At 70.5% G+C, this 22,714-nt stretch carries 28 protein-coding genes; 16 read left to right on the forward strand and 12 right to left on the reverse strand.

Annotated features, from left to right (window positions below):
- On the reverse strand, positions 1–1,002 hold the full coding sequence (locus tag ACZ3I4_RS13510) for a YihY/virulence factor BrkB family protein (RefSeq protein WP_465382187.1): 1,002 nt from the start codon (positions 1,000–1,002) through the stop codon (positions 1–3).
- 71 nt (positions 1,003–1,073) lie between these two features.
- On the opposite strand from ACZ3I4_RS13510, the gene ACZ3I4_RS13515 reads away from it, so the two are divergent.
- A complete protein-coding gene (locus tag ACZ3I4_RS13515; RefSeq protein ID WP_465382188.1) occupies positions 1,074–2,663 on the forward strand; it encodes a phytoene desaturase family protein in 1,590 nt (529 codons plus the stop codon).
- Here ACZ3I4_RS13515 and ACZ3I4_RS13520 read toward each other — a convergent pair.
- Positions 2,632–2,874 carry a hypothetical protein gene (locus tag ACZ3I4_RS13520; RefSeq protein ID WP_465382189.1) on the reverse strand — a complete coding sequence of 81 codons (243 nt, stop codon included), beginning with the start codon at positions 2,872–2,874 and terminating at the stop codon, positions 2,632–2,634. The two genes, ACZ3I4_RS13515 and ACZ3I4_RS13520, sit on opposite strands and share 32 nt — an antisense overlap.
- Before the next feature lies 1 nt (position 2,875).
- A complete protein-coding gene (locus ACZ3I4_RS13525; RefSeq protein ID WP_465382190.1) occupies positions 2,876–3,097 on the reverse strand; it encodes a hypothetical protein in 222 nt (73 codons plus the stop codon).
- A 272-nt stretch (positions 3,098–3,369) separates the two neighbouring features.
- On the opposite strand from ACZ3I4_RS13525, the gene ACZ3I4_RS13530 reads away from it, so the two are divergent.
- Positions 3,370–3,600, forward strand: coding sequence for a hypothetical protein (locus tag ACZ3I4_RS13530; RefSeq protein ID WP_465382191.1), 231 nt, complete (start codon positions 3,370–3,372; stop codon positions 3,598–3,600).
- Positions 3,601–3,694: 94 nt separating this feature from the next.
- The gene (locus ACZ3I4_RS13535) at positions 3,695–4,516 is read left to right on the forward strand and encodes a helix-turn-helix domain-containing protein (RefSeq protein WP_465382192.1); all 822 of its coding nucleotides are present in this window, start codon (positions 3,695–3,697) and stop codon (positions 4,514–4,516) included.
- 8 nt (positions 4,517–4,524) lie between these two features.
- Here the strand turns inward: ACZ3I4_RS13535 and ACZ3I4_RS13540 are convergent, their stop codons facing one another.
- Entirely contained in the window at positions 4,525–4,977 is a 453-nt protein-coding gene (locus tag ACZ3I4_RS13540) for an SRPBCC family protein (RefSeq protein WP_465382193.1), read from the reverse strand.
- 116 nt (positions 4,978–5,093) lie between these two features.
- Between ACZ3I4_RS13540 and ACZ3I4_RS13545 the strand changes: the two genes are divergently transcribed.
- From ACZ3I4_RS13545 to ACZ3I4_RS13565, 5 genes are all read left to right on the forward strand, one after another.
- Positions 5,094–6,287 (forward strand): glycosyltransferase, encoded by a 1,194-nt coding sequence (locus tag ACZ3I4_RS13545; protein ID WP_465382194.1) that lies wholly within the window; start codon positions 5,094–5,096, stop codon positions 6,285–6,287.
- A gap of 99 nt (positions 6,288–6,386) precedes the next feature.
- Positions 6,387–7,289, forward strand: coding sequence for an ABC transporter ATP-binding protein (locus ACZ3I4_RS13550; protein WP_465382195.1), 903 nt, complete (start codon positions 6,387–6,389; stop codon positions 7,287–7,289).
- Between the two features lie 5 nt (positions 7,290–7,294).
- Complete coding sequence (locus ACZ3I4_RS13555; RefSeq protein WP_465382196.1) at positions 7,295–8,035, forward strand: ABC transporter permease; 741 nt, start codon at positions 7,295–7,297, stop codon at positions 8,033–8,035.
- Between the two features lie 12 nt (positions 8,036–8,047).
- Positions 8,048–9,298 carry a sensor histidine kinase gene (locus ACZ3I4_RS13560; protein ID WP_465382197.1) on the forward strand — a complete coding sequence of 417 codons (1,251 nt, stop codon included), beginning with the start codon at positions 8,048–8,050 and terminating at the stop codon, positions 9,296–9,298.
- A complete protein-coding gene (locus ACZ3I4_RS13565; protein ID WP_465382198.1) occupies positions 9,295–9,912 on the forward strand; it encodes a response regulator in 618 nt (205 codons plus the stop codon). The genes ACZ3I4_RS13560 and ACZ3I4_RS13565 overlap by 4 nt, the downstream gene beginning before the upstream one ends.
- Here the strand turns inward: ACZ3I4_RS13565 and ACZ3I4_RS13570 are convergent.
- Positions 9,909–10,319, reverse strand: coding sequence for a VOC family protein (locus tag ACZ3I4_RS13570; RefSeq protein WP_465382199.1), 411 nt, complete (start codon positions 10,317–10,319; stop codon positions 9,909–9,911). The genes ACZ3I4_RS13565 and ACZ3I4_RS13570 overlap by 4 nt on opposite strands.
- The gene (locus ACZ3I4_RS13575) at positions 10,312–11,145 is read right to left on the reverse strand and encodes a helix-turn-helix transcriptional regulator (protein WP_465382200.1); all 834 of its coding nucleotides are present in this window, start codon (positions 11,143–11,145) and stop codon (positions 10,312–10,314) included. The genes ACZ3I4_RS13570 and ACZ3I4_RS13575 overlap by 8 nt, the downstream gene beginning before the upstream one ends.
- Before the next feature lie 232 nt (positions 11,146–11,377).
- On the opposite strand from ACZ3I4_RS13575, the gene ACZ3I4_RS13580 reads away from it, so the two are divergent.
- The gene (locus tag ACZ3I4_RS13580; RefSeq protein ID WP_465382201.1) at positions 11,378–12,502 is read left to right on the forward strand and encodes an FAD-dependent oxidoreductase; all 1,125 of its coding nucleotides are present in this window, start codon (positions 11,378–11,380) and stop codon (positions 12,500–12,502) included.
- A gap of 66 nt (positions 12,503–12,568) precedes the next feature.
- Here ACZ3I4_RS13580 and ACZ3I4_RS13585 read toward each other — a convergent pair whose 3' ends face one another.
- Genes ACZ3I4_RS13585 through ACZ3I4_RS13605 form a run of 5 tightly spaced genes read right to left on the reverse strand, consistent with a single transcriptional unit; the run spans position 12,569 to position 16,867 of the window.
- Positions 12,569–13,072 carry a hypothetical protein gene (locus tag ACZ3I4_RS13585; protein ID WP_465382202.1) on the reverse strand — a complete coding sequence of 168 codons (504 nt, stop codon included), beginning with the start codon at positions 13,070–13,072 and terminating at the stop codon, positions 12,569–12,571.
- A 38-nt stretch (positions 13,073–13,110) separates the two neighbouring features.
- Positions 13,111–14,079 carry a nucleotidyltransferase domain-containing protein gene (locus tag ACZ3I4_RS13590; protein WP_465382203.1) on the reverse strand — a complete coding sequence of 323 codons (969 nt, stop codon included), beginning with the start codon at positions 14,077–14,079 and terminating at the stop codon, positions 13,111–13,113.
- A gap of 9 nt (positions 14,080–14,088) precedes the next feature.
- The gene (locus ACZ3I4_RS13595) at positions 14,089–15,729 is read right to left on the reverse strand and encodes a RecQ family ATP-dependent DNA helicase (protein WP_465382204.1); all 1,641 of its coding nucleotides are present in this window, start codon (positions 15,727–15,729) and stop codon (positions 14,089–14,091) included.
- Positions 15,730–15,769: 40 nt separating this feature from the next.
- A complete protein-coding gene (locus ACZ3I4_RS13600) occupies positions 15,770–16,720 on the reverse strand; it encodes a TIGR03557 family F420-dependent LLM class oxidoreductase (RefSeq protein WP_465382205.1) in 951 nt (316 codons plus the stop codon).
- 15 nt (positions 16,721–16,735) lie between these two features.
- On the reverse strand, positions 16,736–16,867 hold the full coding sequence (locus ACZ3I4_RS13605; protein ID WP_465382206.1) for a hypothetical protein: 132 nt from the start codon (positions 16,865–16,867) through the stop codon (positions 16,736–16,738).
- A gap of 145 nt (positions 16,868–17,012) precedes the next feature.
- Here ACZ3I4_RS13605 and ACZ3I4_RS13610 point away from each other — a divergent pair, with 145 nt between their 5' ends.
- Positions 17,013–18,566 (forward strand): glycoside hydrolase family 3 protein, encoded by a 1,554-nt coding sequence (locus tag ACZ3I4_RS13610; protein ID WP_465382207.1) that lies wholly within the window; start codon positions 17,013–17,015, stop codon positions 18,564–18,566.
- A gap of 65 nt (positions 18,567–18,631) precedes the next feature.
- Here the strand turns inward: ACZ3I4_RS13610 and ACZ3I4_RS13615 are convergent, their stop codons facing one another.
- Entirely contained in the window at positions 18,632–18,916 is a 285-nt protein-coding gene (locus ACZ3I4_RS13615; protein WP_465382208.1) for a GNAT family N-acetyltransferase, read from the reverse strand.
- A gap of 41 nt (positions 18,917–18,957) precedes the next feature.
- Here ACZ3I4_RS13615 and ACZ3I4_RS13620 point away from each other — a divergent pair, with 41 nt between their 5' ends.
- From ACZ3I4_RS13620 to ACZ3I4_RS13645, 6 genes are all read left to right on the forward strand, one after another.
- Positions 18,958–19,299, forward strand: a complete 342-nt coding sequence (locus tag ACZ3I4_RS13620) for a hypothetical protein (protein ID WP_465382209.1) — start codon at positions 18,958–18,960, stop codon at positions 19,297–19,299.
- Positions 19,300–19,359: 60 nt separating this feature from the next.
- Positions 19,360–20,181 (forward strand): DUF1206 domain-containing protein, encoded by an 822-nt coding sequence (locus ACZ3I4_RS13625; protein ID WP_465382210.1) that lies wholly within the window; start codon positions 19,360–19,362, stop codon positions 20,179–20,181.
- Between the two features lie 98 nt (positions 20,182–20,279).
- The gene (locus ACZ3I4_RS13630; protein ID WP_465382211.1) at positions 20,280–21,446 is read left to right on the forward strand and encodes a mechanosensitive ion channel family protein; all 1,167 of its coding nucleotides are present in this window, start codon (positions 20,280–20,282) and stop codon (positions 21,444–21,446) included.
- Between the two features lie 79 nt (positions 21,447–21,525).
- Positions 21,526–21,957 (forward strand): phage holin family protein, encoded by a 432-nt coding sequence (locus ACZ3I4_RS13635; RefSeq protein ID WP_465382212.1) that lies wholly within the window; start codon positions 21,526–21,528, stop codon positions 21,955–21,957.
- Positions 21,954–22,370, forward strand: coding sequence for a DUF3618 domain-containing protein (locus tag ACZ3I4_RS13640; RefSeq protein ID WP_465382213.1), 417 nt, complete (start codon positions 21,954–21,956; stop codon positions 22,368–22,370). Before ACZ3I4_RS13635 ends, ACZ3I4_RS13640 begins: the two co-directional genes overlap by 4 nt.
- Positions 22,367–22,639, forward strand: a complete 273-nt coding sequence (locus ACZ3I4_RS13645) for a DUF4235 domain-containing protein (protein ID WP_465382214.1) — start codon at positions 22,367–22,369, stop codon at positions 22,637–22,639. Before ACZ3I4_RS13640 ends, ACZ3I4_RS13645 begins: the two co-directional genes overlap by 4 nt.
- The last annotated feature ends 75 nt before the right edge of the window (positions 22,640–22,714 follow it).

Consider the following 22,714-nt stretch of genomic DNA (forward strand, 5'->3'; position numbering starts at 1 on the left):
CTAAGTGGTGCCCGGGTCGGACGGCGCTAAACGAGGGGCCAGCGGAGTCTTCGGATTCTCGTCCCCGGCCTGCCGCAGCCGCGCCCGCTGAACCTCGGCGTTGACCTGCACGCCGAGAAGCACCGCGATGTTCGACAGATAGATCCACACCAGGAACGCCATGATCGCGCCGAGGCTGCCGTAGGTGCGGTTGTAGGAGCCGAAGTTGGCCACGTACAGGCCGAACCCGAACGACGCCAGCGCCCACAGGAGCAGGGCCACCGAGCCGCCCACGGTCAGCCACCGGAACCGGGGCTGCTTGACGTTCGGCGCTATCCAGAACAGCAGCGACAGGACGAGCGTGGCCGCCGCGACCAGCACCGGCCAGCGCCCCGCGGACCAGAACTGACGGGCCGTCTCACCGGCGTTCAGCGCGTTGGCGACCGCGTCGACCAGCGGCCCACTGATGATCAGACCGGCTCCGATCGCGGCCATCAGCACGAGCGCGACGGCGGCCAGGGCGATCTCCAGAATCTGCAGTTTCCACCAGGCCCGGCCTTCCCGTACGCCGTAGATCCGGTTGGACGCCCGGGTGAAGGTCGACACGTACCCGGAGGAGGACCAGAGCGCGAGCAGCAGGCCGAAGCCGAACAGCACCTTGGCCGAGTCCTGCTGGACGATCAGCGCCTGCACGACCTGCAGCAGGTCGTCGTTGTCGACCACCGCCCCGAGGCCCAGGTCACGCAGGATGCCGACGGTCGCGGTCAGCACGGTGGAGCCGTCGGTCACCAGGTTGATCAGCGCGACGATCACGACAAGCGAAGGAATAAGCGCCGTAAAGGTTTGATAGGTCATCGCGGCGGCGAAGTCTGAACAGTCGTCCTCGATATAGCCGACGGCACTGCGCCACAACACCGAACGCCAGTAGCGCCAGCGCAACTGACGGAGACGGCGGGGCAGGGGGCGGGGCGTAGCGTCGTCCGCACCGGCCTCGGACTCGCGGTCGACGGTGGGCTCGGTCATGCCGGCTCCTCGAGGTTCTTGAAAAGCGCAGCTACCCGAGCACGCTGAGCGACAAACACTGGGGGCTTCAGATGGAGAGCGCGGACGTCATCGTGGTCGGTGCCGGCCACAACGGCCTGGTCGCGGCCAACCTGCTGGCCGACGCCGGTTGGTCGGTCCTGGTGCTCGAGGCGACCCCGCATCCGGGCGGCGCGGTCCGCTCGGGCTACGTGACCGCGCCCGGATATCTCAGTGATCTTTTCAGCTCGTTCTACCCCCTGGGCTACGCCTCGCCGGTGCTGAAGGGCCTCGATCTGGGCGAACACGGCCTGCGCTGGGTCCACGCGCCCGAGGTGCTGACCCACCTGATGCCGGACGGGCGGGCGGCCACGCTCAGCCGCGACCTGTCGCGCACCATGGAGTCGCTCGACCGGTTCGCCGACGGGGACGGGGAGCGCTGGCGGACGACGTACACGGAATGGCGCTCGGTCTCCCAGACCATGCTCGACACGATCCTGACGCCGTTCCCGCCGGTGCGGAGCGGCCTCGGCGTGGCCCGCCGCCTGGGTGCGCCCGGCTCGCTGCGGCTGGCCCGCCGCCTGCTGCTGTCGATGCGCGAGATGGGCAGCGAGATGTTCCGCGGCGAGGGCGCGACGATTCTCATGGCCGGGTGCGCGCTGCACACCGACTTGTCGCCCGAGGAGGCCGGCGGCGGCGTGTACGGATGGCTGCTGGCCATGCTGGGTCAGCAGTACGGCTGGCCGGTGCCCGAGGGCGGCGCCCAGAAGATCACCGACGCCCTCGTCTCCCGCCTGGAACAGCGCGGCGGCCGGATCGTCTACGAGACACCGGTGTCGCAGGTCCTGATCGCCCGGGGCAAGGCGATGGGCGTACGCGCGGCCGGCGGCGAGACGTTCCGGGCCCACCGCGCCGTCGTGGCCGACGTCCCCGCGCCCACGATGTACCTCGACCTCGTCGGCGAGCGCTGGCTCCCGCCCCGCCTCGTCGAGGACCTGGCCCACTTCCGCTGGGACGGCGCCACGGTCAAGGTCGACTGGGCCGTCCGCACCAAGATGCCGTGGAAGAACCCGGCCGCGGCCGGCGCGGGCACGGTCCACCTGGGCGCCGACCTCAACGGCCTGACCCGGTATTCGTCCTACCTCGCGACCGACGAGATCCCGCCGAACCCGTTCCTGCTGCTGGGCCAGATGACCACGGCCGACCCGTCACACTCGCCGGCGGGCACGGAGTCGCTCTGGTCCTACACCCACCTGCCGCACCGCAAGCACTGGAACCCCGACGACATCGCGGCCCACGTCGACCGCATGGAGTCGGTGATCGAGGAGCAGGCCCCCGGCTTCCGCCAGGAGGTCATCGGCCGCAACGTCTTCTCCCCGGCCGACATGGAACGCGAGAACCCGTCCCTGGTCGGCGGCGCCCTGGGCGGCGGCACGGCGGCCGCCTTCCAGCAGCTCTTCCTGCGCCCGATCCCGGGCCTGGGCCGCCCCGACACCCCGGTCGACCGTCTCTACCTGGCCAGTTCCTCGGCCCACCCCGGCGGCGGCGTCCACGGAGCCCCGGGCGCCAACGCGGCCCGGGCCGCCCTGACCCGCGACCGCGCCTTCGCAGGCGACGCCTACCGAGCCGTGATCAACGCCGGGCACCGCGCCGTCTACGGCTGAGCCGCCGGGCCGCCACGGCCACCCGAAGCGCGGGCCAGAGCCGAAGCCGCCGCGAACTGTCCGTGGCGGCCAGGATCGCGGCGAGAGTCGGCCGCTCCTCCGGTGGGACGAAGGCGATCACCACGACCAGCGGAATCACGGCTGCCAGTAATTCAGAAATCATGACTAGCGCCACCACTGACGCGACGATGGCGAAGGCTGCGTAGTTCATGTCAGCGTCCGCTCAACAGCGCCGCGGCGAGCAGCACTACGGCGGCGCCGAGGCAGAGGATGACCGCGACTGCGGCGGTGACCGCGCGCACCAGCGGAGCGATCGGCACCAGTAACCGTCTTGCCTGGTCAAGCGCGACGATCAGGCAAAGGCCGACCAAAGCGAGATAGACGATGGCGTTGGCGGCGAGCGGGCCGCTGGTGATGTGCGCCGAGAAGTTCACGACGGCCTCCTGGCGATTCGGGGGTCGGGGTGAGGCACGTCACGCGTTGCCTCTAGTCTGAGGCTGAAGTTCAGCTTGTTGCCGCGCTAGTGCATATGCATGTAGCGCGAATAAAGGACACTAGCTCCCTAATCGGCTACCTGGCAGACTGACAGGTGACGGAGCGCTACCTTGCTGTCTCTCGGCGCGCCGTATTCATGCAGTCGACGCCAGTTGACCGTTCCCGTGAATACGGCGAAGTTCGCCGCAACCCGAGACAGGATTTCTCACTGATGAGCGGAACCGAAGAAGTTTTCCAGGGCTCCGAGCTGACCATGGTCGCGCTGGCGGCGTCGTGCACCAACGGCAGCTGCCCTACTGTGTACCGAACCGATCGGGGAACGATCGTGGTGCAGGGCTACGCCGTCGAGGGAAGTACCGCCGGTGTAGACCTTCCTGCGGGCGAGCTCCTCGTCGAGGTGCCCGCTGAGCTGCTGGCCGCGGCGGTGCGGGCGCAGGAGTGAACCGCCCGCTCGGAGGGCCACATCGAAGGGAGGCGTGACTTTGGTCGAAGATGCGCCCCACGGCAACGATGACTCATCATCGACGCCGGTCGGTGTGACCCTCCAGCGGCTGCGGGTCGAGCGGGGAATCACCGGCAAGGAGCTCGGCGAACTCGTCCGCATGAGCCAATCGAAGATCAGCCGCATCGAGAACAACAACGGTCCGGTTGCCCCGCGTGACGTCGGCCGGCTGGCTCGGGCCCTGGGGGCCTCGCCCGCCATGGTCGCCCGGCTTGTGGAGCAGGCGGAATTGGCGCGGAACCGGGTCACCGACATGCGCGCCTCGGCCGGCTCGGTGTACACGATGCAGCGCACGGTCGCACGGACCGAGTCCGAGGTTCGCGACTTCCGGGTGTTTCAACCCGACGTCGTCATGGGGCTGGCGCAGACCGCGGAGTACGCCCGGGCTGTCCTGATCGCAGTCCACGACATTCGTAAGGCGATCTTGCCGGACGCCGAGAAGGTCGTCATTTCCGAGGCGCTCTCGGCGCGGGTTCGCCGCCAGGAGGCACTGGACGATCCGGACCGTCGCTTCTACTTCCTCCTCGCCGAATCCGTGCTCGGCAAGGCGGTTGTCGCTCCGGAGTTCATGCTCGCCCAGATCAAACGCCTGCGGCAGCTCGCGGACCAGCCCAACGTCGACCTCAGAGTCATACCGGCGGATGCGCCGTGGACGCTTCCGCACGTCCATGGCTTCGAGCTCCTGGACGACAAGGACGTCGTGATCGACATCTACAACACCTCGATCGACGCCACCGGCGCCGAAGATGTCGCCCTCTACCGGTATGTCTTCGACCGGCTGGACGAGAGCGCCACCTCCGACATCGGGCCCATCCTCGACCGGTACCGCCGGCACTACCTCGACCTGATGGACTAGCCGTACGCCTAGCGCGCCCGCTCGGCGTAGTAGCGGTCGGAGTTTTCGGCGATGTCGGCCAGGCGGCGCAGGGCCTCGACGTTGCGCCTGTGCAGGACGAGGTCGTTGATCTTGTTGCGGGCGGCCAGCAAGGGGCCGCGCTCGAACTGCTCGTGGATGGTCACGCGGGTGGCGTCGATGCCGATCGGCTCCAGGCGGATGTCGACCACGGCCTCGCCCAGCGGCCACAGGCCGGCCCGCAGGCGGAGGCGGCGGCCGGGTTCCATGAGCAGGACCGTGGAGGAATCCTGCAAGGAGAGGGGCCACGGGCCGGCCTTGTGATGCAACTCGGCGCCGACCTGCGGCCAGTGGGAGTCGACGTCGCGGATGTGGACGGTTCCGACCACCCAGTCACTGTATGTCCACCCGTCCGAGAGCACGGCGAAGACGCTGTCCGGCGGGGCCTGAACGGTACGCTGCACGGTAGCCACGAGCAGGACATACCCTGCGAAGAGGCGGCGTAACGGAGAGGCGAAGGTTTACGAATTCGGCAGTCGGGCATCTGCCACCGCGAACCGCAGTCAGCTGGAGGGTCCACGTGCGCATTGCCATGATCTCCGAGCACGCCAGCCCCCTGGGCGACGGCGGGCAGAACTCCCACGTCGCCGGACTGTCCGCGGCGCTGGCCGAGATGGGCAACGACGTCTGCGTCTACACCCGCCGTGAGGATCCCGCGGTGGCCGAGGTCGTCACCACGCCGGGGGGCATCCGGGTCGTGCACGTTCCGGCCGGGCCGCCGCACTTCCTTCCGCCCGACCTGCTGCTGCCGCACATGGGTGAGTTCGCCAAGTGGCTCGAGCAGCATTGGCGTACGGGGGAATGGGTTCCCGAGGTGGCCCACGCCCACTTCTGGACTAGTGGGCTGGCCGCGGTGACCGCCGCCCGCCAGATCGGCATTCCCGTCGTGCAGTCGTTCCATGAGCTCGGCGAGATCGAAGCCGGAAACAGCAAGCCTTCCCGTACGGGTTATGAGCGCGCTCTCGGCCGGGCGGTCGACCGGGTCGTGGCCCAGACGCAGGACGAGATGCAGGGGCTGGTCCGCATCGGCGTGCCCCGCGCCCGGCTGACCGTCGTGCCCGCGGGCGTCGACAGCATCCGGTTCAGCCCCGAGGGCCCGGCCGTCGAGCGCGACCCCGAGCGTCCCCGCATCCTGTCGGTGGGCCGGCTCGTCGAGCGCAAGGGCTTCGGCGACGTCCTGCAGGCCATGCGGTACATCCCGACCGCCGAAGTGGTCGTCGTCGGTGGCCCGCCGGCCGACCAGCTGCCGGCCGACCCGGGCGCCCGCAAGCTGCGCGCGCTCGCCGAGAAGCTGCAGGTCTCCGACCGGTTCCGGATGGTCGGGGCGGTCGCCGCCAAGGACATGCCGAGCTGGTACCGCTCGGCCGACGTGCTGGTCGCGGCCGACTGGCAGGAGCAGTTCGACCCGTCCGCGCTCGAGGCGATGGCCTGCGGCGTCCCGGTGATCGGCACGACGGTCGGCGGTCTCAACGAGACCGTGGTCGACGGGCTGACCGGTGACCTGGTGCCGGCCCGCGATCCGCGCGCGCTCGGCGGGGCCCTGCGCCGGCTGGTCAACGACAAGGTCCGCCGTTTCGCGTACGCCACCGCCGCCCTCGACCGCGCCCGGCAGGCGTACTCGTGGAAGCGTGTCGCGGCCCAGGTCGGCTCGGTCTATCAGACCGTCACCGGCCGCCGCGCCGGATCGAGCACCGAAGAGGCGATGGCCGGCTAGATCCGGCCGGGTTCGTAATCCGGCATCCACCAACTGGTGGATGCCGGGTCGAGCGAGCTGTTCGATTTCTGGCCGCGGCCCCGATGTGACGCTCGATGCATGGCAGTCATCGAGGTCCAGAACCTGCGCAAGGCGTACGGGGACACGGTCGCGGTGCGGGACGTCTCGTTCACTGTGGAACGCGGCGAGATCTTCGGCATCCTCGGCCCCAACGGCGCGGGCAAGACCACCACGGTCGAAAGCATCTCCGGGCTCCGGGCCCCCGACTCGGGCACGATCCGCGTGCTCGGCCGGGACCCCAGCGACAAGTCCCTGCGCCGCGACGTCGGCGTCCAGCTGCAGGAGAGCCAGCTTCCGGACAAAATCAAAGTCCGGGAGGCGCTCGACCTGTACGCGTCCTTCTATCCCGAGCCGGCCGACTGGCGCGCGCTGACCCGCGAGCTCGGCCTGGTCGAAAAGCTTTCCACGGCGTACGGGAAACTCTCGGGGGGTCAGAAACAGCGGCTCTCCATCGCGCTCGCCCTGATCGGGGGGCCGCAGATCGCGATTCTGGACGAGCTCACCACCGGACTCGACCCGCAGGCCCGCCGCGACACCTGGGACCTGATCGAGTCGATCCGCGGCAGCGGCGTCACGATCTTGCTGGTCACCCACTTCATGGAGGAGGCCGAGCGGCTCTGCGACCGGCTCGCGGTGATCGACCACGGTCAGGTCGTCGCGCTGGACACCCCGGCCGGGCTGGTCGCCGGGCTCGGCACCGAACAGCGGATCCGCTTCCGGCCGTCGGCCCCCGTCGCCGACGAGCTGCTGACCGCGCTGCCCGAGGTGGGCGAGGTGCGCCGCCACGGCCCGCAGGTCGAGGTCATCGGCACCGGCAACCTGCTGCACGCGGTCACGTCGGTGCTCGCCGTCAACCAGATCATCGCCGCCGACCTGCGGATCGAGCAGGCCAGCCTGGACGACGCGTTCGTGCAGCTGACCGGCCGATCGATCAAGGAGTGAATCCGATGCGCGTCTTTGCCAAGCTGACCCTGATCGAGCTCAAACTGTTCCTCCGCGAGCCGATGGCCGCGTTCTTCGTGCTGTTCTTCCCGAGCCTGCTCGTGGGCATCCTGGGCTGCATCCCGTCGTTCCGCGAGCCCTCCGAGGATCTGGGCGGCGCCCGCGTGATCGACGTCTACGTCGGTATCGGGGTGGTGCTGACCCTGGCCATGGTAGCCATCCAGTTCACCCCGGCCGTGCTGGCCACCTACCGCGAGCGGGGCGTGCTGCGCCGGCTGGCCACCACGCCGGTCTCGCCGATGAAGATGCTGGCCGCGCAACTGGCCGCGTACGGGCTGGCCGCGACCGCCGCGACCGCGCTGCTGCTCGCCGTCGGCCGGATCGCCTTCGATGTGTCCCTGGCCGAACAGTTCGCCGGTTTCGTGCTCGCCTTCCTGCTCACCCTGGTCGGCGTGCTGGCCATCGGCCTGTTCGTGGCGGCCGTGGTGCCCAGCGGCAAGGCCGCCAACGCGGTCGGCACGCTGCTGTTCTTCCCGCTGATGTTCTTCGCCGGGCTGTGGCTGCCGCGCGAGGTCATGCCGGACGTGCTGCAACGGATCGCCGACTTCACGCCCCTGGGCGCGGGGGAGCGGGCGCTCAACGACGCGATGACCGGAAGCTGGCCCAACCTGCTCTCGGCTACCGTGCTGGTGGGCTACCTGGCCGCGTTCGGGTTCGCCGCGGTACGCCTGTTCCGCTGGTCGTAGTCGGAGGTCGAGATGACGGAGCCGGATCGCATCGATCGGATCATGGCGCGCTTGCCCTACATCGCGCTCGGCGCCTCGCTGATCCTGGTGGTCGCGGGCGGGGTCGCCGGCGTGCCGCATCAGGGATGGCCGATCGTCGGTTCGGCCTCCGTCGTCACCCTCGGCTGGCTGCTCTGGTGGGTCACCCTGCACCCGGCGTGGGAACACGACGAGCGCAAGATGATCGTGTTCTTCCTGGGCCTGGCCGCCCTGGTGTTCGTCCTCATCTGGGCCAGCCCGCTGTTCGGGTTCTTCGCCTGGAGCGGCTACATCCTGGCCACGTACGGGCTCAAAAGCTGGCGCCGGCAGGCCGGGGCCACGCTGATCGCGATCGCCTCGGCCGTCTCCCAGATCGGCGGCGTCGGCAACCTCGACGAACCGGGCATCGGGCCGGTGCTGCTGGTGGTGCTCGCGATCAACATCGGCATCGCCAACGTGATGGTCTGGGTGACGATGTGGACGCACGAGCAGGGCCTCAAACGCAACCGCATGATCGACGACCTGGCCGAGGCCAACACCAAGCTCGCCGCGGCGCTCAAGGAGAACGCCGGACTGCACGCCCAGCTGCTGGCCCAGGCCCGCGAGGCCGGCGTGCTCGACGAGCGGCAGCGGATGGCCGGGGAGATCCACGACGTGCTGGCCCAGGGTCTCACCGGCATCGTGACCCAGCTCGAGGCGACCGGCGCCGCCGCCGACCGGCCCGCCGACTGGTGGCGGCACCTCGGCAACGCCAAGCGCCTGGCCCGCCACAGCCTGACCGAGGCGCGCCGGTCGGTGCAGGCGCTGCGGCCGCAGGATCTGGACGGCACGGCGCTGCCCGACGCGATCGGCGACCTGGTGACCGACTGGGCGCGCGTGCACGAGGTGGTGGCCGAGCTGGTCACGACCGGGACGCCGCGCCCGCTCGTGCCCGAGATCGAGGCGACCCTCCTGCGTACGGCCCAGGAAGCCCTGGCCAACGTGGCCCGGCACGCCGACGCCGGCCGGGTCGGACTGACCCTGTCGTACATGGAGGATGTGGTCACGCTGGACGTCCGCGACGACGGGCACGGATTCGACCCGGAGGAGCCGCGCCCGCTCTCCGACACCGGCGGCTACGGCCTGGCCGCGATGCGGGAACGGCTGGCCCGGATCGCCGGCAGCCTGGAGGTCGAGTCGGAACCGGGCGCCGGCACCGCGCTGTCGGCCTGCGTGCCCGCGATCACGATCGGGGTCGCCGCATGATCGGGCTTCTCATCGTCGATGACCACCCGGTCGTACGCGACGGGTTGCGCGGCATGTTCATCGGCGACGACCGTTTCGCGGTGCTGGGCGAGGCGGGCGACGGCCACGAGGCGCTGGCGCTGGTGCCCGCGGTCGACCCCGACGTGGTGCTGATGGATCTGCGCATGCCCGGCATGGACGGCGTGACCGCGATCAAGGAGCTGCGCAGGCGCGGCTCGCGGGCCCGGGTGCTGGTGCTGACCACCTATGACACGGACGCCGACGTGCTCCCGGCGATCAAGGCGGGCGCCACCGGCTACCTGCTCAAGGACGCCTCCCGGCAGGAACTGTTCCGTGCGGTCGAGGCGGCCCACCGGGGCGAGTCGGTGCTCTCCCCAGCGGTCGCCGGCCGGCTGATGGGCAACCTGCGCACCCCGGCCAAGGAACCCCTCAGCCAGCGTGAACTCGAGGTGCTGGCGCTGATCGCCCGCGGCAACTCGAACAAGGAGGCCGCGAGCCGCCTGTTCATCAGCGAGGCCACGGTCAAGACACACCTTCTGCACGCGTACGCCAAACTGGGTGTCCGCGACCGCGCGGCCGCCGTCGCCGTGGCCTTCGAGCGCGGCCTGCTCTAGACAGGTTCGCCCCGATAGGTGCCGAAGCTCCACAGATTGCCCTCCGGGTCGCGGGCAATGAAGTCGCGCGAGCCGTAGTCCGTGTCGTACGGCGGCTTGACGATCTCGGCGCCCGCCTTGACCGCCCGCTCGTGCAGCGCGTCGATGTCGTCGGCCACCACGTAACAGCCGAACGTGCCCGGTTTCAGCGCCCACGGGTCGTCCGGCCCCCGCTCGGCCGCGGAACCGAGCATGATGCCGCCGCCGAGCGGCCAGGACAGCTGGGCGTGATCGACCCGGTCGGCGTCGCCGTAGGAGACCACCTCGTCGAAACCGAACGCGTCGACGAGGAACCGGATCAGGGCGCGGGCATCGGTGGCCCGCAGCGTCGGCCACACCTGTGGCGGGGGTGTCTTCGCATCAGTCATGAAGCCCATCCTGCGCGGGCTCGAGCTGCTGCGCTTGGACAAAATCGAACTCGACGGCCAGCCACTCGGACGGGCTGCAGCCGGCCAGCGACCGGAACTCGCGCACCAGATGCGACTGGTCGGCGAACCCGTGCGCGGCGGCCACGTCGGCGATCAGCCGGTCGGGGCGCAGGGCCCGCCGGGCGCGGTCGAACCGGGCCACACGGGCCGCCTCCTTGGGCCGCAACCCCGTCTCGGCCCGGAACCGGTCGGTCAGATAGCGGCCGCTCCACCCCACCTCGGCGGCCACCGTCCGGACCGGCACATTACGGACGATCCGGCCCCAGGCGTACGCGATCTCGGGTCTTGTCACGTCCGGCCGGAGCCGCGCGATCAGCCACTCGTCGAGCAGGACGAACCGGCTGGGCCAGTCGGGGGCGTGCACGAGGCGTTCCCGGATCTCCGCCACCGCCCGCTCGCCCAGCAGGGCCCCGGCGTCGACGTCGAGGCCGGCCAGCTCGCCCGCGGGCAGCCCGAGCAGGGTGCGGCCGCCCAGCGGTTCGAGCGCTATCTGCACACCCGACTGCCGGCCGTCGTGCGTGATCACCGCGGGCCTCAGATGCAGACCGCCGACCAGGGCGTCGAAGTGGCCGGGCCCCTGCCGCGGATCGGGGTGGGACTCCATGACCAGCGGATCGTCCATGGTCAGGATCATCGTGAGGGTGGGCGAGGGCAGACCCAGGTGCCGCATCGGGGGCAGGCCCTGTTGGCGGTAGCCGGAGTAGGCGGCGACGTACGGCCGGAGCGCAGCCGAGGGCCGGGCCCGCACGTATTCGTCGACGATCATCAGCTTCTCCGTCCGGTGCCCCAGTTTAAGCCCCGATCAACGCTGCGCCGCCCTGGTAAGCCTGCCTGCCCAGGGGCCCACCCTCCGGGGGCCCCCACCCTCCTGGAGCTTCCACCCTCCTCGGAAGGCCCCCACCGTACGCCCGGCAAAGCCGGCCGCAGCGGTTATCCACAATAGAAAGTTATCCACAGGGCGTCGGCGCTCCGCTCGCGTAAGTGGCAGCATCGGGGCCATGGCGAAAGCGGTGGTGATCGGCGCAGGCATCGGCGGGCTCGCCGCGGCCCTGGCGCTGCAGCGGCGCGGCTGGTCGGTCACCGTGCTCGAGCGGGCGTCCGCCCTCGAAAACGTCGGAGCCGGTCTGGCCGTCGCGCCCAACGGCTTACGGGCTCTCGACCGGCTGGGCGTGGCCGGGCCGGTGCGGGCGCTGTCGGCGCTGCAGGGGACGGCGGGCGTCCAACGGCCCGGCGGCGGCTGGATCGCGCGGACCGAAGCTGCGGCGGCCGAGACCCGGTTCGGTGAGCCGACCGTCGTGGTGCACCGGGCGGCGCTGGTCAGCGTGCTGGCCGACGCGCTCGAGCCGGGCACGCTGCGCCTCCGCGTGACGGCCGGCGACGTCTCGCCCGAGGGCACGGTGGTCACCCCGGGCGGCACGCTCACGGCCGAGTTGGTGGTTGCGGCCGACGGACTGCGTTCCCCCGTACGGGCGAAGCTCTTCCCCGACGCCGCCGAGCCGGTCTACACGGGCGTGACGAGCTGGCGGTTCATCGTTCCGCGCCCGCCGGGCGAGTTGGCGCTGTCCGAGACGTGGGGCGACGGGAAAGTGTTCGGGGTGGTGGGGCTGGGGGACGGCCGCGTGTATTGCTACGCCACCGCGCCCGCGCCGCCGCAGGAGTCGGCCTCCTCCGCCGACGAGAAGGCCGAGCTTGTGCGGCACTTCGGCCAGTGGCACGCGCCTTTGCCGGCCCTGATCGCGGCGGCCGGCGAGGTGATCCGTACGGACATCCGCTGCCTCGATCCGACTCCGCGGACGTTCGACCGGGGCCGGGTGGTGCTGTTGGGCGACGCCGCGCACGCGATGACGCCCAACCTCGGGCAGGGGGCTTGCCAGGCGATCGAGGACGCGGTTGTGCTGGCCGCTCACGCCGGTGAACCGGACGGGCCGGCCCGCTATTCGGCGGAGCGCGTGCCCCGGACGACGGCGGTCGCGGCCGCGTCGCGCCGGATCGGGCGGGTGGCCGGGCTCAGCGGGGTGGCCGCCGGTCTGCGCAACGCGGGGATGGCGGCTGCCGGGAAGCTCGGGCCCAACCTGGTGTTGCGCCAGATGGAACCGGTCCTCGCGTGGCAGCCGCCGCCGTGACCCGCCGCCGCCCCAGCTGATCGCCGCCCCGCCGGGCGCGGCCCCGACGAGGGTTGCGCCCTCTTGTCAGTCGGCCAGGGCCTTGGCGAGGTCGTCGCGGAAAGCGCGCTCGGTGTCGGTGACGGTCTCGCTGCCGATGCCCAGCACGCCGCCCGTGGAGGCGGCGCCGACGACGCTTTCGGCGATCTCGACGATCCAGTGCTTGTACGTCTCGGCGTCGGCCTGCTCGGCCTTGGTGACCAGCAGGGCGTTGGCCTCGGCGGCCCGGCCGAGCACGTCCTCGGCGTACGCGATGGGGTCGCTCGGCTCGATCACCGGCGGCTCCTCACCGATCTCGGGGTCGCCCACGCGCGACACGATCGCCCGGGCCACGGCGGCGACCAGGGGACTGGCCGAGGCGCGGGCGTCCGAGATGACGTCGAGGCCGGCGGCCGTCTCGGCCCGGGTCTTGCGCGCGCTGTCGGGAGTGGCGGCGCTGGCCGCGGTGAGCACCGACTGGGGCAGTCCGACGAGCAGCCCCCACTCGGAGTCGGTGAAGCCCAGCATCGAGTACAGCGGATCGTCGCTCACGGTGAATCCTCACGTTGGGTGAAACCTGTGTCGGCCTCTTATACCCCACCGGCGAGCTCATCGATCACACATCGCAGGTCGAGAAGGTGCGTGCCGAGGTCCGGGTCGGGGGTGCCGGTCCACGGTCCGTCCAGGTCGGGGCGGTGGCGGGTGACGTGCACCTGGTATGCCGCCACCTGGTCGCGGGCGTTCTGGGCCTCGGTGACCTGTTCACCGACCGCCCGGCGGGCCTGCCAGCAGAGCGTGATCCTCTCGCGCAGCCAGAGCGGCGCCAGCTCGGCCCGCCGGGCGGCGCCGGGCACGTCGGCCCCGGCCAGCATGGCGATGTGGTCGGCCCGGTCACGGTCGTGGTGCCGGTCGGCCATGCGCTCGAACCGGGTCCACTCCCGGCCCATCGAGCCGAGCCGCTCACCCCAGCTCTCCAGCAGGACCATCCGGAGCGCCCGGGCCGACTCCCGCAGATGCTGGGTTGCTACGCCCGGATCCGGGGCCTCGTGGGCGGCCCCGGCGGCGGTCCGAGCCTGGCGGCGCCACTCCGCGAGGCGGGCGGCGACCACGGCGGGGTGGAAGCGGACCGACGTGATCCAGGCGGCGAACGCGGCCACCAGCTCGTCCGGCGGGTCGGAGGCGCGGCCACCGTAGGCCTTGTCGATGCCGTGGAACCACCGGCCATCGTGGACGATCGTGGCGGCCAGCGCCTCGGGGCCGGCGGCCATGGCCGCGCGGATCTCGTCGGCGGTGAACGACAACCACGACAGGTCGAGGCTCTGCGCCCGTCCGGAACCGGTCCACCAGTCGACCATCTCGAGTTGCCCGAGCCGCACCGCTTCGTCGGCGGCCGGGTCGTCGTACACGGGAAGCAGGTCTATGTCGGACATCGGCCACGGCTCGCCCCGGCCCAGGCTGCCGCCGACCAGGAAGCCGCGGACGCCGGGCACGCGGCCGAGCACGGTGACCGCCTCGCGCAGCCGGTCCTCCATGAGTTCCCGCCAGCGCTCACTGTGCACGACCGGACCCTAACGTGTGGCCGTCAGCAGCTTGTTCTCCTTGACGACCGGAACCGACAGCGTCTTGTAGCCGACCTCGTCGAACAGCACGGTCATCCTGTCCTCCTCGTAGCCCATCACCGTGCCGGGGCCCCACTCGCCGTGGCGGACCTTGGCGTGTACGGGGAACGGCTCGTCGGAGGTGGCCGTCTCGACCTCGAGGGCGGTGCCGTCGGAGCAGTTGTCGCAGTGGCCGCACGGCTTGGGCAGTTCCTCGCCGAAATAGGCCAGCAGGGTCTGGGTCCGGCAGGCCCGGGTCTCGGCGAAGCCGCGCATCATGTCGGTCCGGGAGCGCGACACCACCTGCTGGCGCTCGTGCTCCTTGGCCGCCGCGGTCGCGGCCGCCGCCGGCAACGGCGCGAAGACCGGGACCGTCAGCTTGTTGCCCCGGCCGGTGACCACCGCGCCGACCTGCTCGAGCAACCCGAGGTAGGACCCCAGCTTGCGCGGCCCGAGCCCGGTGGCCTCCTTGAGCTCGGCCTTGGTCTGCGGGCCCTTGCGCAGCGCGGCCGCGAGCTCGCGCAGCTCGGCTTCATCGGGTGAGCCGCCGGTGAAGAAGCGCTGGATGGCCTCGTCCTCGGCGCGCCACAGCAGCAGGCCCTGGGCGGGCTCGCCGTCGCGGCCGGCCCGGCCGATCTCCTGGAAGTAGCTGTCCGGCGAGTCGGGCAGGGCCACGTGGGCCACCCACCGGATGTTGGGCTTGTCGATGCCCATGCCGAAGGCCGACGTGGCGACCATGATGTCGACCTTGTCGGCCGTGAAGTCCTCGTGCTTCTGCTCGCGGGCGCCCCCGGCCATGCCCCCGTGATAGAACTCGGCCGGGTAGCCGGCGTCGGTGAGCCTGGCCGCCAGTTCCTCGGCCGAGCGCCGGGTCGCGACATAGACGATGCCGGGGCCGGGCGCCGACTCGAGCAGGGCGGTCAGCTTGCGCCAGCGGTAGTCCTCGTCGGGGCAGTACGCCACCTCGAGGAACAGGTTGCGCCGGTCGAGCCCGGAGACGTGGATCTCGGGCTTGTCGAGGTGCAGCCGCTCGATGATGTCGTCGCGCACCGGCGGCGAGGCCGTCGCGGTCAGCGCCAGCACCGGCGGGCGGCCGATCCCCTTGATCAGGTCGCCCAGGGCGAGGAACTCGGGGCGGAAGTCGTGGCCCCAGGCCGAGATGCAGTGCGCCTCGTCCACCGCGACCAGGCCGGGCTTGAGCGCCTTGACCTCGGCCATCCGCTCGGGGTCGCTGAGCTGCTCGGGGGTGATGAACAGGAACTCGGCGCGGCCCTCGCGCAGCTCGCGGATCGCCTCACGCTGCTGGGCCGGGGTCTCGGCCGAACTCACCCGGACGGCTCGGATCTTGGGGTCGTCGCGTTCGTTGAGCGCGGCGATCTGGTCCTGCTGCAGGGCGAGCAGCGGCGAGATCACCACCGTGGGGCCGGGCAGCAGCACGGCCGGGATCTGATAGATCGCCGATTTGCCGGCGCCGGTGGGCAGCACGACGAGGGCGTCGCGGCGGCGCAGCACGGCCCGCATCGGCTTGAATTGGCCCGGCCGCAGCGAGGGCCACCCGAAGTGTTGCCGGGCGACCCTGCGCAGACGTGGTCCATAGACGGGAAGTTTCATCGAGCGGCCATTGTGCCCCACCGCCCGGACAGGCAAACGCTCACGAGAGCTTGGGCAGGATCTCTTTGGCGTACAGGTCGAACAGCCCGGCCGAGTTGGGGCCGGTGTTGGCCACGTACACCTCGTCGAAGCCGGCCTGCCGGTACTTGTCGATCATTTCGAGGTGGGCGCCCGCGTCGTTGCCGCAGACGAACGCCTCGCGCACCATGTCCTCGGTGACCAGTTCGGACGCCTGCTCGAAGTGCTTGGGCGACGGCAACACCTGGGAGAGCTCACCGGGCACGCCGGCGTTCGGCCATTTCTCGTACGCGATCCGCGCGCCCTCGTCCTCGGTCGGCGCGAACGCCGCCTTGAACCCGGCCTGGGCGATCTTGGAGCCGCCGCCGTTCTCGCGGAAGCGCGAAACCATGTCGCCGTCGGGCATCGTGCTGACGTAACCGTCGCCGATCCGCGCCGCGGAGTCGATCGCCTTGGGCCCGAACCCGGACACGTACACCTCGACCGGCTTCTCCGGCAGGGTGTAGATGCGCGCGTTCTCGACCGTGTAGTGCTTGCCGTGGTGCGAATAGTTGCCGCCCTGCCACAGGCCCCGCATCACTTCGACGGCCTCTTCGAGCATTTCCAGCCGTACGTCCAATTCCGGCCAGGCGTCGCCGAAGATGTGCTCGTTGAGCGCCTCGCCGGTGCCGACACCGAGTCGGAACCGGCCCCCGGTGAGCACCGCGCTGGTCGCCGCGGCCTGCGCGATCACGGCCGGGTGGATGCGGACCGTCGGGCAGGTGACCGCGGTGGTGATCGGAAGCGACGTCGCCTGGCTGAGCGCGCCGATCATCGACCACACGAACGGGCTGTTGCCCTGGGCGTCGACCCAGGGGTGGTAGTGGTCCGAGATCCAGAGGGCGGAGAAGCCGGCCTTCTCGGCCGCACGAGCCTGGGACAGCAGCTCGGCGGGGCCGTACTCCTCGCAGGAAAGGAAGTATCCGATGCGCATTTGCGCCGTATACCCCTACTTCTTGCCTCCGAACATGCGGCGGATCGCCCACAGAAGGATGAGGAAGGCCAGGGCCACGCCGAGCAGGCGGACGGCGTGCACCTCGGACCAGTTGACACCGGACGCGGCCAGCGTGGAGGGAGTCACCAGCGCATGGTAGCGAGCAGGCTTAACCCACACCTAATAGAAAGGTTTGTTGACTGAAACGCGCCCGGGGTGTGACCATTGGTCGGCAACACGGGGGTGCGCGTTCCTCAGAGCGCGCTGGTCGTCACCGGAGGTACGGGGACTAATGCCGAGACATGGCGAATTGCCGGAACTCGCCGCGGCGGTGCTTCAGCCGGGATTCGCCGGCACCACCGCGCCCGACTGGGTCCGGCGGTGGCTCGGCGAAGGCCTCGGCGGGGTCGCGCTGTTCGCCCGCAACGTCGAGTCGCCGGCCCAGGTCGCGGCGCTGACCGCGCAGCTGCGGGCGGAGCGGCCGGACGTGCTGGTGGCGATCGACGAGGAAGCCGGCGACGTCACCCGGTTCGAGTCACGGCACGGCAGCTCCCGGCCCGGCAACCTGGCCCTGGGCGCGATCGACGACGTGCTGCTGACCGAGGAGGTCGCCCGCGATCTGGGCGCCGACCTGGCCAACGCGGGCATCACCCTCGACTACGCGCCCGACGCCGACGTCAACAGCAACGCGGCCAACCCGGTGATCGGCGTACGCGCCTTCGGGGCCGAGCCGCTCCTGGTGGCCCGTCACTCCGCCGCCTTCGTACGCGGTCTGCAGTCGGCCGGTGTCGCCGCGTGCGCCAAGCACTTCCCCGGTCACGGCGACACCAGCGTCGACTCGCACCACGACGTTCCCCTGATCGAGCGCGACCGGGCCCAGCTCGACGAGTGCGAGCTCGTGCCGTTCCGGGCCGCGATCGAGGCCGGCGTCCAGGTGGTCATGACCGGGCATCTGCTCGTCCCGGCGTACGACGCCGAGCTGCCGGCCACGCTCAGCCACAAGATCATGACCGGCTTGCTGCGCGAGGAGCTCGGTTTCGACGGGCTGATCGTCACCGACGGCATCGAGATGCAGGCCGTACGCCGCCGCTACGGGCTGGCCGGCGCGACCGTGAAGGCGCTGGCGGCCGGCGTCGACGCGATCTGCGTGGGCGGCGACCACGCCGACGAGCAGACCGCGATCCTGCTGCGCGACGCGATCGTGGCCGCCGTGCGCTCGGGCGAGCTGGCCGAGGAACGGCTGCGGGCGGCCGCGGCCCGGGTCAGCCTGCTGGGCGCGTGGGCCACCTCGACCCAGACCGCCACCGGCTCCCGAGCGATCGCCGACGCGGCCCCCGAGGTCGTCACGCTGGCCCGCACCGACAGCGTCGGGTTCGCCGCCGCCCGCCGTGCCGTCCGGGTGACCACGACCGAGGACGCCGTCCTGCCGGTCACCGCGGCGCCGCACGTGGTCGAGTTCGCCCCGCCACGCAACATCGCGATCGGCGCCGAGACCCCGTGGGGCGTGGGCGCACCGCTCGACGACCTGCTGCCCGGCACCACGTCCGTACGCCTGACCGAGGACGACCTCGGCGCCGACCCGGCCGTGACGGTGCTGGACGGTGCGGCCGGCCGGCCTCTGGTGCTGGTGGTGCGCGACGTGCACCGGCACGCCTGGCAGGCCGACGCGCTGACCGCCGTGCTGGCCCAGCGCCCGGACGCGATCGTGGTCGAGATGGGCGTGCCCGAGACCGTCGTCGGCGCCGTGCACATCGCGACCTACGGCGCCACCCGGGCCTGTGGCCTGGCCGCGGCCGAGCTGATCGCGGGCGCCGGGGTGCCCGCCCCGCAGCCGCTGGCCGCCTGACGACTCCGGTTGCCGGCGGTCAGGGCGGGGGGCTCGATCGCCGGCAACCGGTAGTCACCGCGGGCTCAGTTCTCGATGATGTCGTCGTACTCCGGGTGCTCGGCGACGTACTTGGCGAAGAACGGGCATGACGGATAGACACGCGCTCCGCGGGCCCGCAGCTCGTCGAGCGTGCGCTGGGCCAGCACGCTGCCCAGGCCCTGGCCGCGGAACCGCCGGTCGACCTCGCTGTGGGTCACGACGACGACGCCGTCCCGCACGCGGTAGACGGCCATGCCGGCCAGTTCCCCGTCGACGGTGAGCTCGAAGCGTTGCTGTTCCGGGTTGTCGCGCACATCGACGTCGCTCATCGGCCCAGCTTAGGGTCGCGCGGGCCTCGTACGCTGGAGAGGTGTTGAAACCCACGCCCCGCCTCGCCATTGTGCCCCGCCTTGCCGCTGTCCTGAGCTCGGCCGCCCTCGGCCTCGCGCTCCTCGCCGGTTGCAGCAACGACAACGTCAGCTGCGGCCTCGACCAGTGCACCGTGACGATCGACCGTGAGACCAACGCCAGCGCGAGTTTCCTGGGTGTGGAGGCGAAGTTCGTGAGCGCCGACGCCAACACCGTCACCCTCGACGTGGCCGGCGAGCAGGTCAGCCTGACCAAGGGTCAGCAGGCGATCGAGGTCGCCGGGCTGCAGGTGTCGCTGGACAGCGTGACCAGCGACCAGATCGGCCTGCAAGTCTCCCGATAGCACATGCCGTCATACCCGTCCCGGGTTTGAGAAAACGCGGGACGGGTCAATGTGGCTGGCATGACCGCCGCCTCTAACGTCAAGGGTTCCGCTTCGCGGGCCGCCAACAGCAAGCCGCTCGAATACCTGGCTCGAGGCGGCTTCATCGGATACGGCATCATCCACCTCCTCTTCGCGTGGATCGCCCTTCAGGTGGCGTTCCAGGGCTCGTCGCAGGAGAGCGACCAGTCCGGGGCGCTGCAGAGCCTGGCCGGAAGCGGCGTGGGCAAGACCCTCCTCGTCCTGATCGTCATCGGCATGGTCGCGATGGCGATCTGGCAGGGCTTCGAGGCCGCGATCGGCGAGAGCGGCGAGCAGACCCGTTCGGCCAAGGCCGAGCGAGGGCTCTCGGTCGCCCGCGCGCTCCTCTACCTCTACCTCGCGTTCTACGCCGTCAAGGTGCTGCGGGGCTCGAACGCCTCGATGGGCGACACCTCGCAGAGCAAGACGTCGAGCATCATGGACCACAGTGGTGGCCGCTGGCTGGTCGGCCTGATCGGCCTCGTGGTGATCGGCGTGGGCGTCGGCATGGCCATCTACGGCTACAAGAAGAAGTTCCAGAAGCACCTCAACACCGGTCAGATGCCGGCCGGCACCCGGCAGCCGATCATCCGGCTGGGCATGGCCGGTTACATGGCCAAGGGCACCGCGTACGCGATCGCCGGTCTGCTGGTCGTCGTGGCCGCCGTGAACTACGACCCGGAGAAGGCGCGCGGCCTGGACTCGGCGCTCAAGACCCTTGCCAGTTACTCCTGGGGCGTCTGGGTGCTGGCGTTGATCGCGGTCGGGATCGCGGCCTTCGGCGTGTACTGCATCGCACAGGCCAAGTACCGGAAAGTGTGAGCAACCTCTGAACTCCGTACGGGAAAGTTGCGGGTACCGGTGACCTGGGCAAGCTGGGTCGCTGGTACCCGCAGCCTTTTCCTGCGAAGGAGAGACAAGTGCCCAGCACTCTGAAGGCCGTGCTCACGGTCGTCGCCGCGACGGGGCTGGCGATTCTGCTGGTCGCCGTGATGCACTGGCTTCTGGGCCGGCTCGGCCGCAAGTCGGAACTCGCCGCCGATCTGGCTCGTACGACTCACAAGCCGTTCCAGGCGACGATGATCCTCTTCGCGATACAGCAAGCGTTGCGAAGCGTGACCGCCGACTTCCCCGGCCGCGACAGTGTTCTGCACGCGCTGGTCGTCTTCTTCATCGCCGCGTTCGCCTGGCTGGTCGCGGCGTTCGTGCTCGTGATGGAGGACGCGGCGCTCGCGCACTGGCGCACCGACGTTCCCGACAACGTCCGCCGCCGCCGCTTCAAGACGCAGATCGTGATGATCCGCCGGATCACCGTGGCCACGATCGTGGTCCTCGCCCTGGGCGTCGTGCTGATGACCTTCCCGGGCATCCGGGCTCTCGGCGCCAGCGTCCTCGCCTCGGCCGGAATCGTCAGCGTCATCGCCGCCCTGGCCGCCCAGAGCACGCTGGGCAACGTCTTCGCCGGACTGCAGCTCGCGTTCAGCGACGCCGTGCGGGTCGACGACGTGGTGGTCGTCGAGGGGGAGTGGGGCCGCATCGAGGAGCTCACCCTCACCTACGTCGCGGTGCAGATCTGGGACGACCGGCGACTGCTGCTGCCCACGTCGTACTTCACCACCAAGCCGTTCCAGAACTGGACCCGCTCGTCCTCGGCCGTGCTGGGCACCGCCGAGGTGGACGTCGACTGGTCGACCGAGATCGAACCGCTGCGGGCCGAGCTGCGCGCCACCTGCGAGGGCTCCGAGCTGTGGGACGGCCGGGTCTGCGTGCTGCAGGTGACCGAGGCGATCGGCGGCATGGTGCGCCTGCGGGCCCTGGTCAGCGCGAACGACGCGCCCTCGCTGTGGGACCTGCGCTGTTTGGTGCGCGAGCGCCTGGTGACCTACATCTGGGCGCATCAGCGTGGCGCCCTGCCGCGCTACCGGGCCGACATGGCCAACGTGACCCGGCCGGTGTCCGAGGTCCTGCGCCCGTCGCCTCGCGCCGACCCGGACGACGCCCGCGTCTTCTCCGGTGAGGACGGCGACGAGCGCGCCGCGACCTTCTCGGGGCCGGGCGAGCCGGTGCCGGTTCCCGCCAACCGCTGACAGTTGTGGCGGGTTCCCGGCAAGAGGATTGACGCTCCGGTGATCAGGGCATACACCGGGACAGGGAAGGGAGAACACCATGGCCGATGTCCTGAACGGTCGCACCACCACGGGCACCGATCAGTCCACCGCCGAGCTGGTTCAGCGCGCGAGCGAGCAAGTCAGCCGGCTCGTTCGTGATGAGATCGCATTGGCCAAGGCCGAGCTCGCCGAGAAGGGCAAGCATGCCGGCATCGGCATCGGGCTCTTCGGCACCGGCGGCGTGCTGGCCATGTACGGAGTGGGCGCCCTCATCGCCACTCTGATCATCGTCTTCAATCTGTTCCTGCCGTTGTGGCTGGCGGCATTGATCATCACGGTGGCGCTGTTCGTGGTCGCCGGCATTCTCGCCCTCGTCGGCAAGAAGCAGGTGACCAAGGCTGTTCCCCCGGAGCCCAAGGCCGCGATCGAGAGCGTCAAGGCCGATGTCGAGCAAGTCAAGCAGTCGGTCAGGGAGCGGAGTCGCGGATGAGCGAGAACAACGGGTCGCCGGCTCCCAAGCCGACGGTCGAGGAGCTGCGCGCCGAGATCAAGCAGACGCGCGCGGAGCTCGGCGAGACGGTTCAGGCCCTCGCCGCCAAGGCCGACGTCAAGGCCCGCGCCAAGGAGCAGGTCGAGCAGACCAAGCTCAAGGTCAAGGCCCAGGCCGCGGAGGCCACCGAGCGCGTACGCGGGGCGGCCGCGGCCGCCGCCGGCGCGGTCTCCGGAAAGGTTCATGAGGTGGCCGACCAGACCACCGAGAAGGTCAACCAGAACGGCTCACGTGACCTTGCCGTGCAAGCCAGGGAACAAATACGGAACAGTCCGGTTCCGATTTCCCTCATTGTCGCGGGTGCGGCTGCGATCGTGGGCATCATTTTGATCGTGCGAGGGAGTCGACGGTGAGCGGCAAGGTTTCGAAGCTGGCCTACAAGCCGGTCGGGTTGCTGCTGGGCATCGGTGCCGGTGCGGTAGCCGGCCTGGTTTTCAAGGAAGTCTGGAAACTTACCGCAGGTGACGACGATGCGCCGAACGCGACGGACGAGGAGCGGGGCTGGGGCGAGATTCTCGCCGCCGCCGCTCTGCAAGGCGCCATCTTCGCTCTCGTGAAGGCGGCCGTCGATCGCGGTGGCGCCGTTGGAGTACGGAAAATGACTGGTCAATGGCCTTCGTGAAGTTAGGTTAACAGTCACTGGTCTCCCACATCGCGAGAGCGAAGTGGGGGACCTTTTCCATATCTGGCCGCCGCT

This window comes from Actinoplanes sp. NPDC021490, from assembly GCF_055562135.1.

Coding starts and splice junctions, on each gene's coding strand:
- ACZ3I4_RS13510 (WP_465382187.1), bottom strand. CDS start 1,002: ATGACCGAGCCCACCGTCGACCGCGAGTCCGAGGCCGGTGCGGACGAC.
- ACZ3I4_RS13515 (WP_465382188.1), top strand. CDS start 1,074: ATGGAGAGCGCGGACGTCATCGTGGTCGGTGCCGGCCACAACGGCCTG.
- ACZ3I4_RS13520 (WP_465382189.1), bottom strand. CDS start 2,874: ATGAACTACGCAGCCTTCGCCATCGTCGCGTCAGTGGTGGCGCTAGTC.
- ACZ3I4_RS13530 (WP_465382191.1), top strand. CDS start 3,370: ATGAGCGGAACCGAAGAAGTTTTCCAGGGCTCCGAGCTGACCATGGTC.
- ACZ3I4_RS13550 (WP_465382195.1), top strand. CDS start 6,387: ATGGCAGTCATCGAGGTCCAGAACCTGCGCAAGGCGTACGGGGACACG.
- ACZ3I4_RS13555 (WP_465382196.1), top strand. CDS start 7,295: ATGCGCGTCTTTGCCAAGCTGACCCTGATCGAGCTCAAACTGTTCCTC.
- ACZ3I4_RS13560 (WP_465382197.1), top strand. CDS start 8,048: ATGACGGAGCCGGATCGCATCGATCGGATCATGGCGCGCTTGCCCTAC.
- ACZ3I4_RS13565 (WP_465382198.1), top strand. CDS start 9,295: ATGATCGGGCTTCTCATCGTCGATGACCACCCGGTCGTACGCGACGGG.
- ACZ3I4_RS13570 (WP_465382199.1), bottom strand. CDS start 10,319: ATGACTGATGCGAAGACACCCCCGCCACAGGTGTGGCCGACGCTGCGG.
- ACZ3I4_RS13575 (WP_465382200.1), bottom strand. CDS start 11,145: ATGATCGTCGACGAATACGTGCGGGCCCGGCCCTCGGCTGCGCTCCGG.
- ACZ3I4_RS13580 (WP_465382201.1), top strand. CDS start 11,378: ATGGCGAAAGCGGTGGTGATCGGCGCAGGCATCGGCGGGCTCGCCGCG.
- ACZ3I4_RS13595 (WP_465382204.1), bottom strand. CDS start 15,729: ATGAAACTTCCCGTCTATGGACCACGTCTGCGCAGGGTCGCCCGGCAA.
- ACZ3I4_RS13600 (WP_465382205.1), bottom strand. CDS start 16,720: ATGCGCATCGGATACTTCCTTTCCTGCGAGGAGTACGGCCCCGCCGAG.
- ACZ3I4_RS13610 (WP_465382207.1), top strand. CDS start 17,013: ATGCCGAGACATGGCGAATTGCCGGAACTCGCCGCGGCGGTGCTTCAG.
- ACZ3I4_RS13615 (WP_465382208.1), bottom strand. CDS start 18,916: ATGAGCGACGTCGATGTGCGCGACAACCCGGAACAGCAACGCTTCGAG.
- ACZ3I4_RS13625 (WP_465382210.1), top strand. CDS start 19,360: ATGACCGCCGCCTCTAACGTCAAGGGTTCCGCTTCGCGGGCCGCCAAC.
- ACZ3I4_RS13635 (WP_465382212.1), top strand. CDS start 21,526: ATGGCCGATGTCCTGAACGGTCGCACCACCACGGGCACCGATCAGTCC.
- ACZ3I4_RS13640 (WP_465382213.1), top strand. CDS start 21,954: ATGAGCGAGAACAACGGGTCGCCGGCTCCCAAGCCGACGGTCGAGGAG.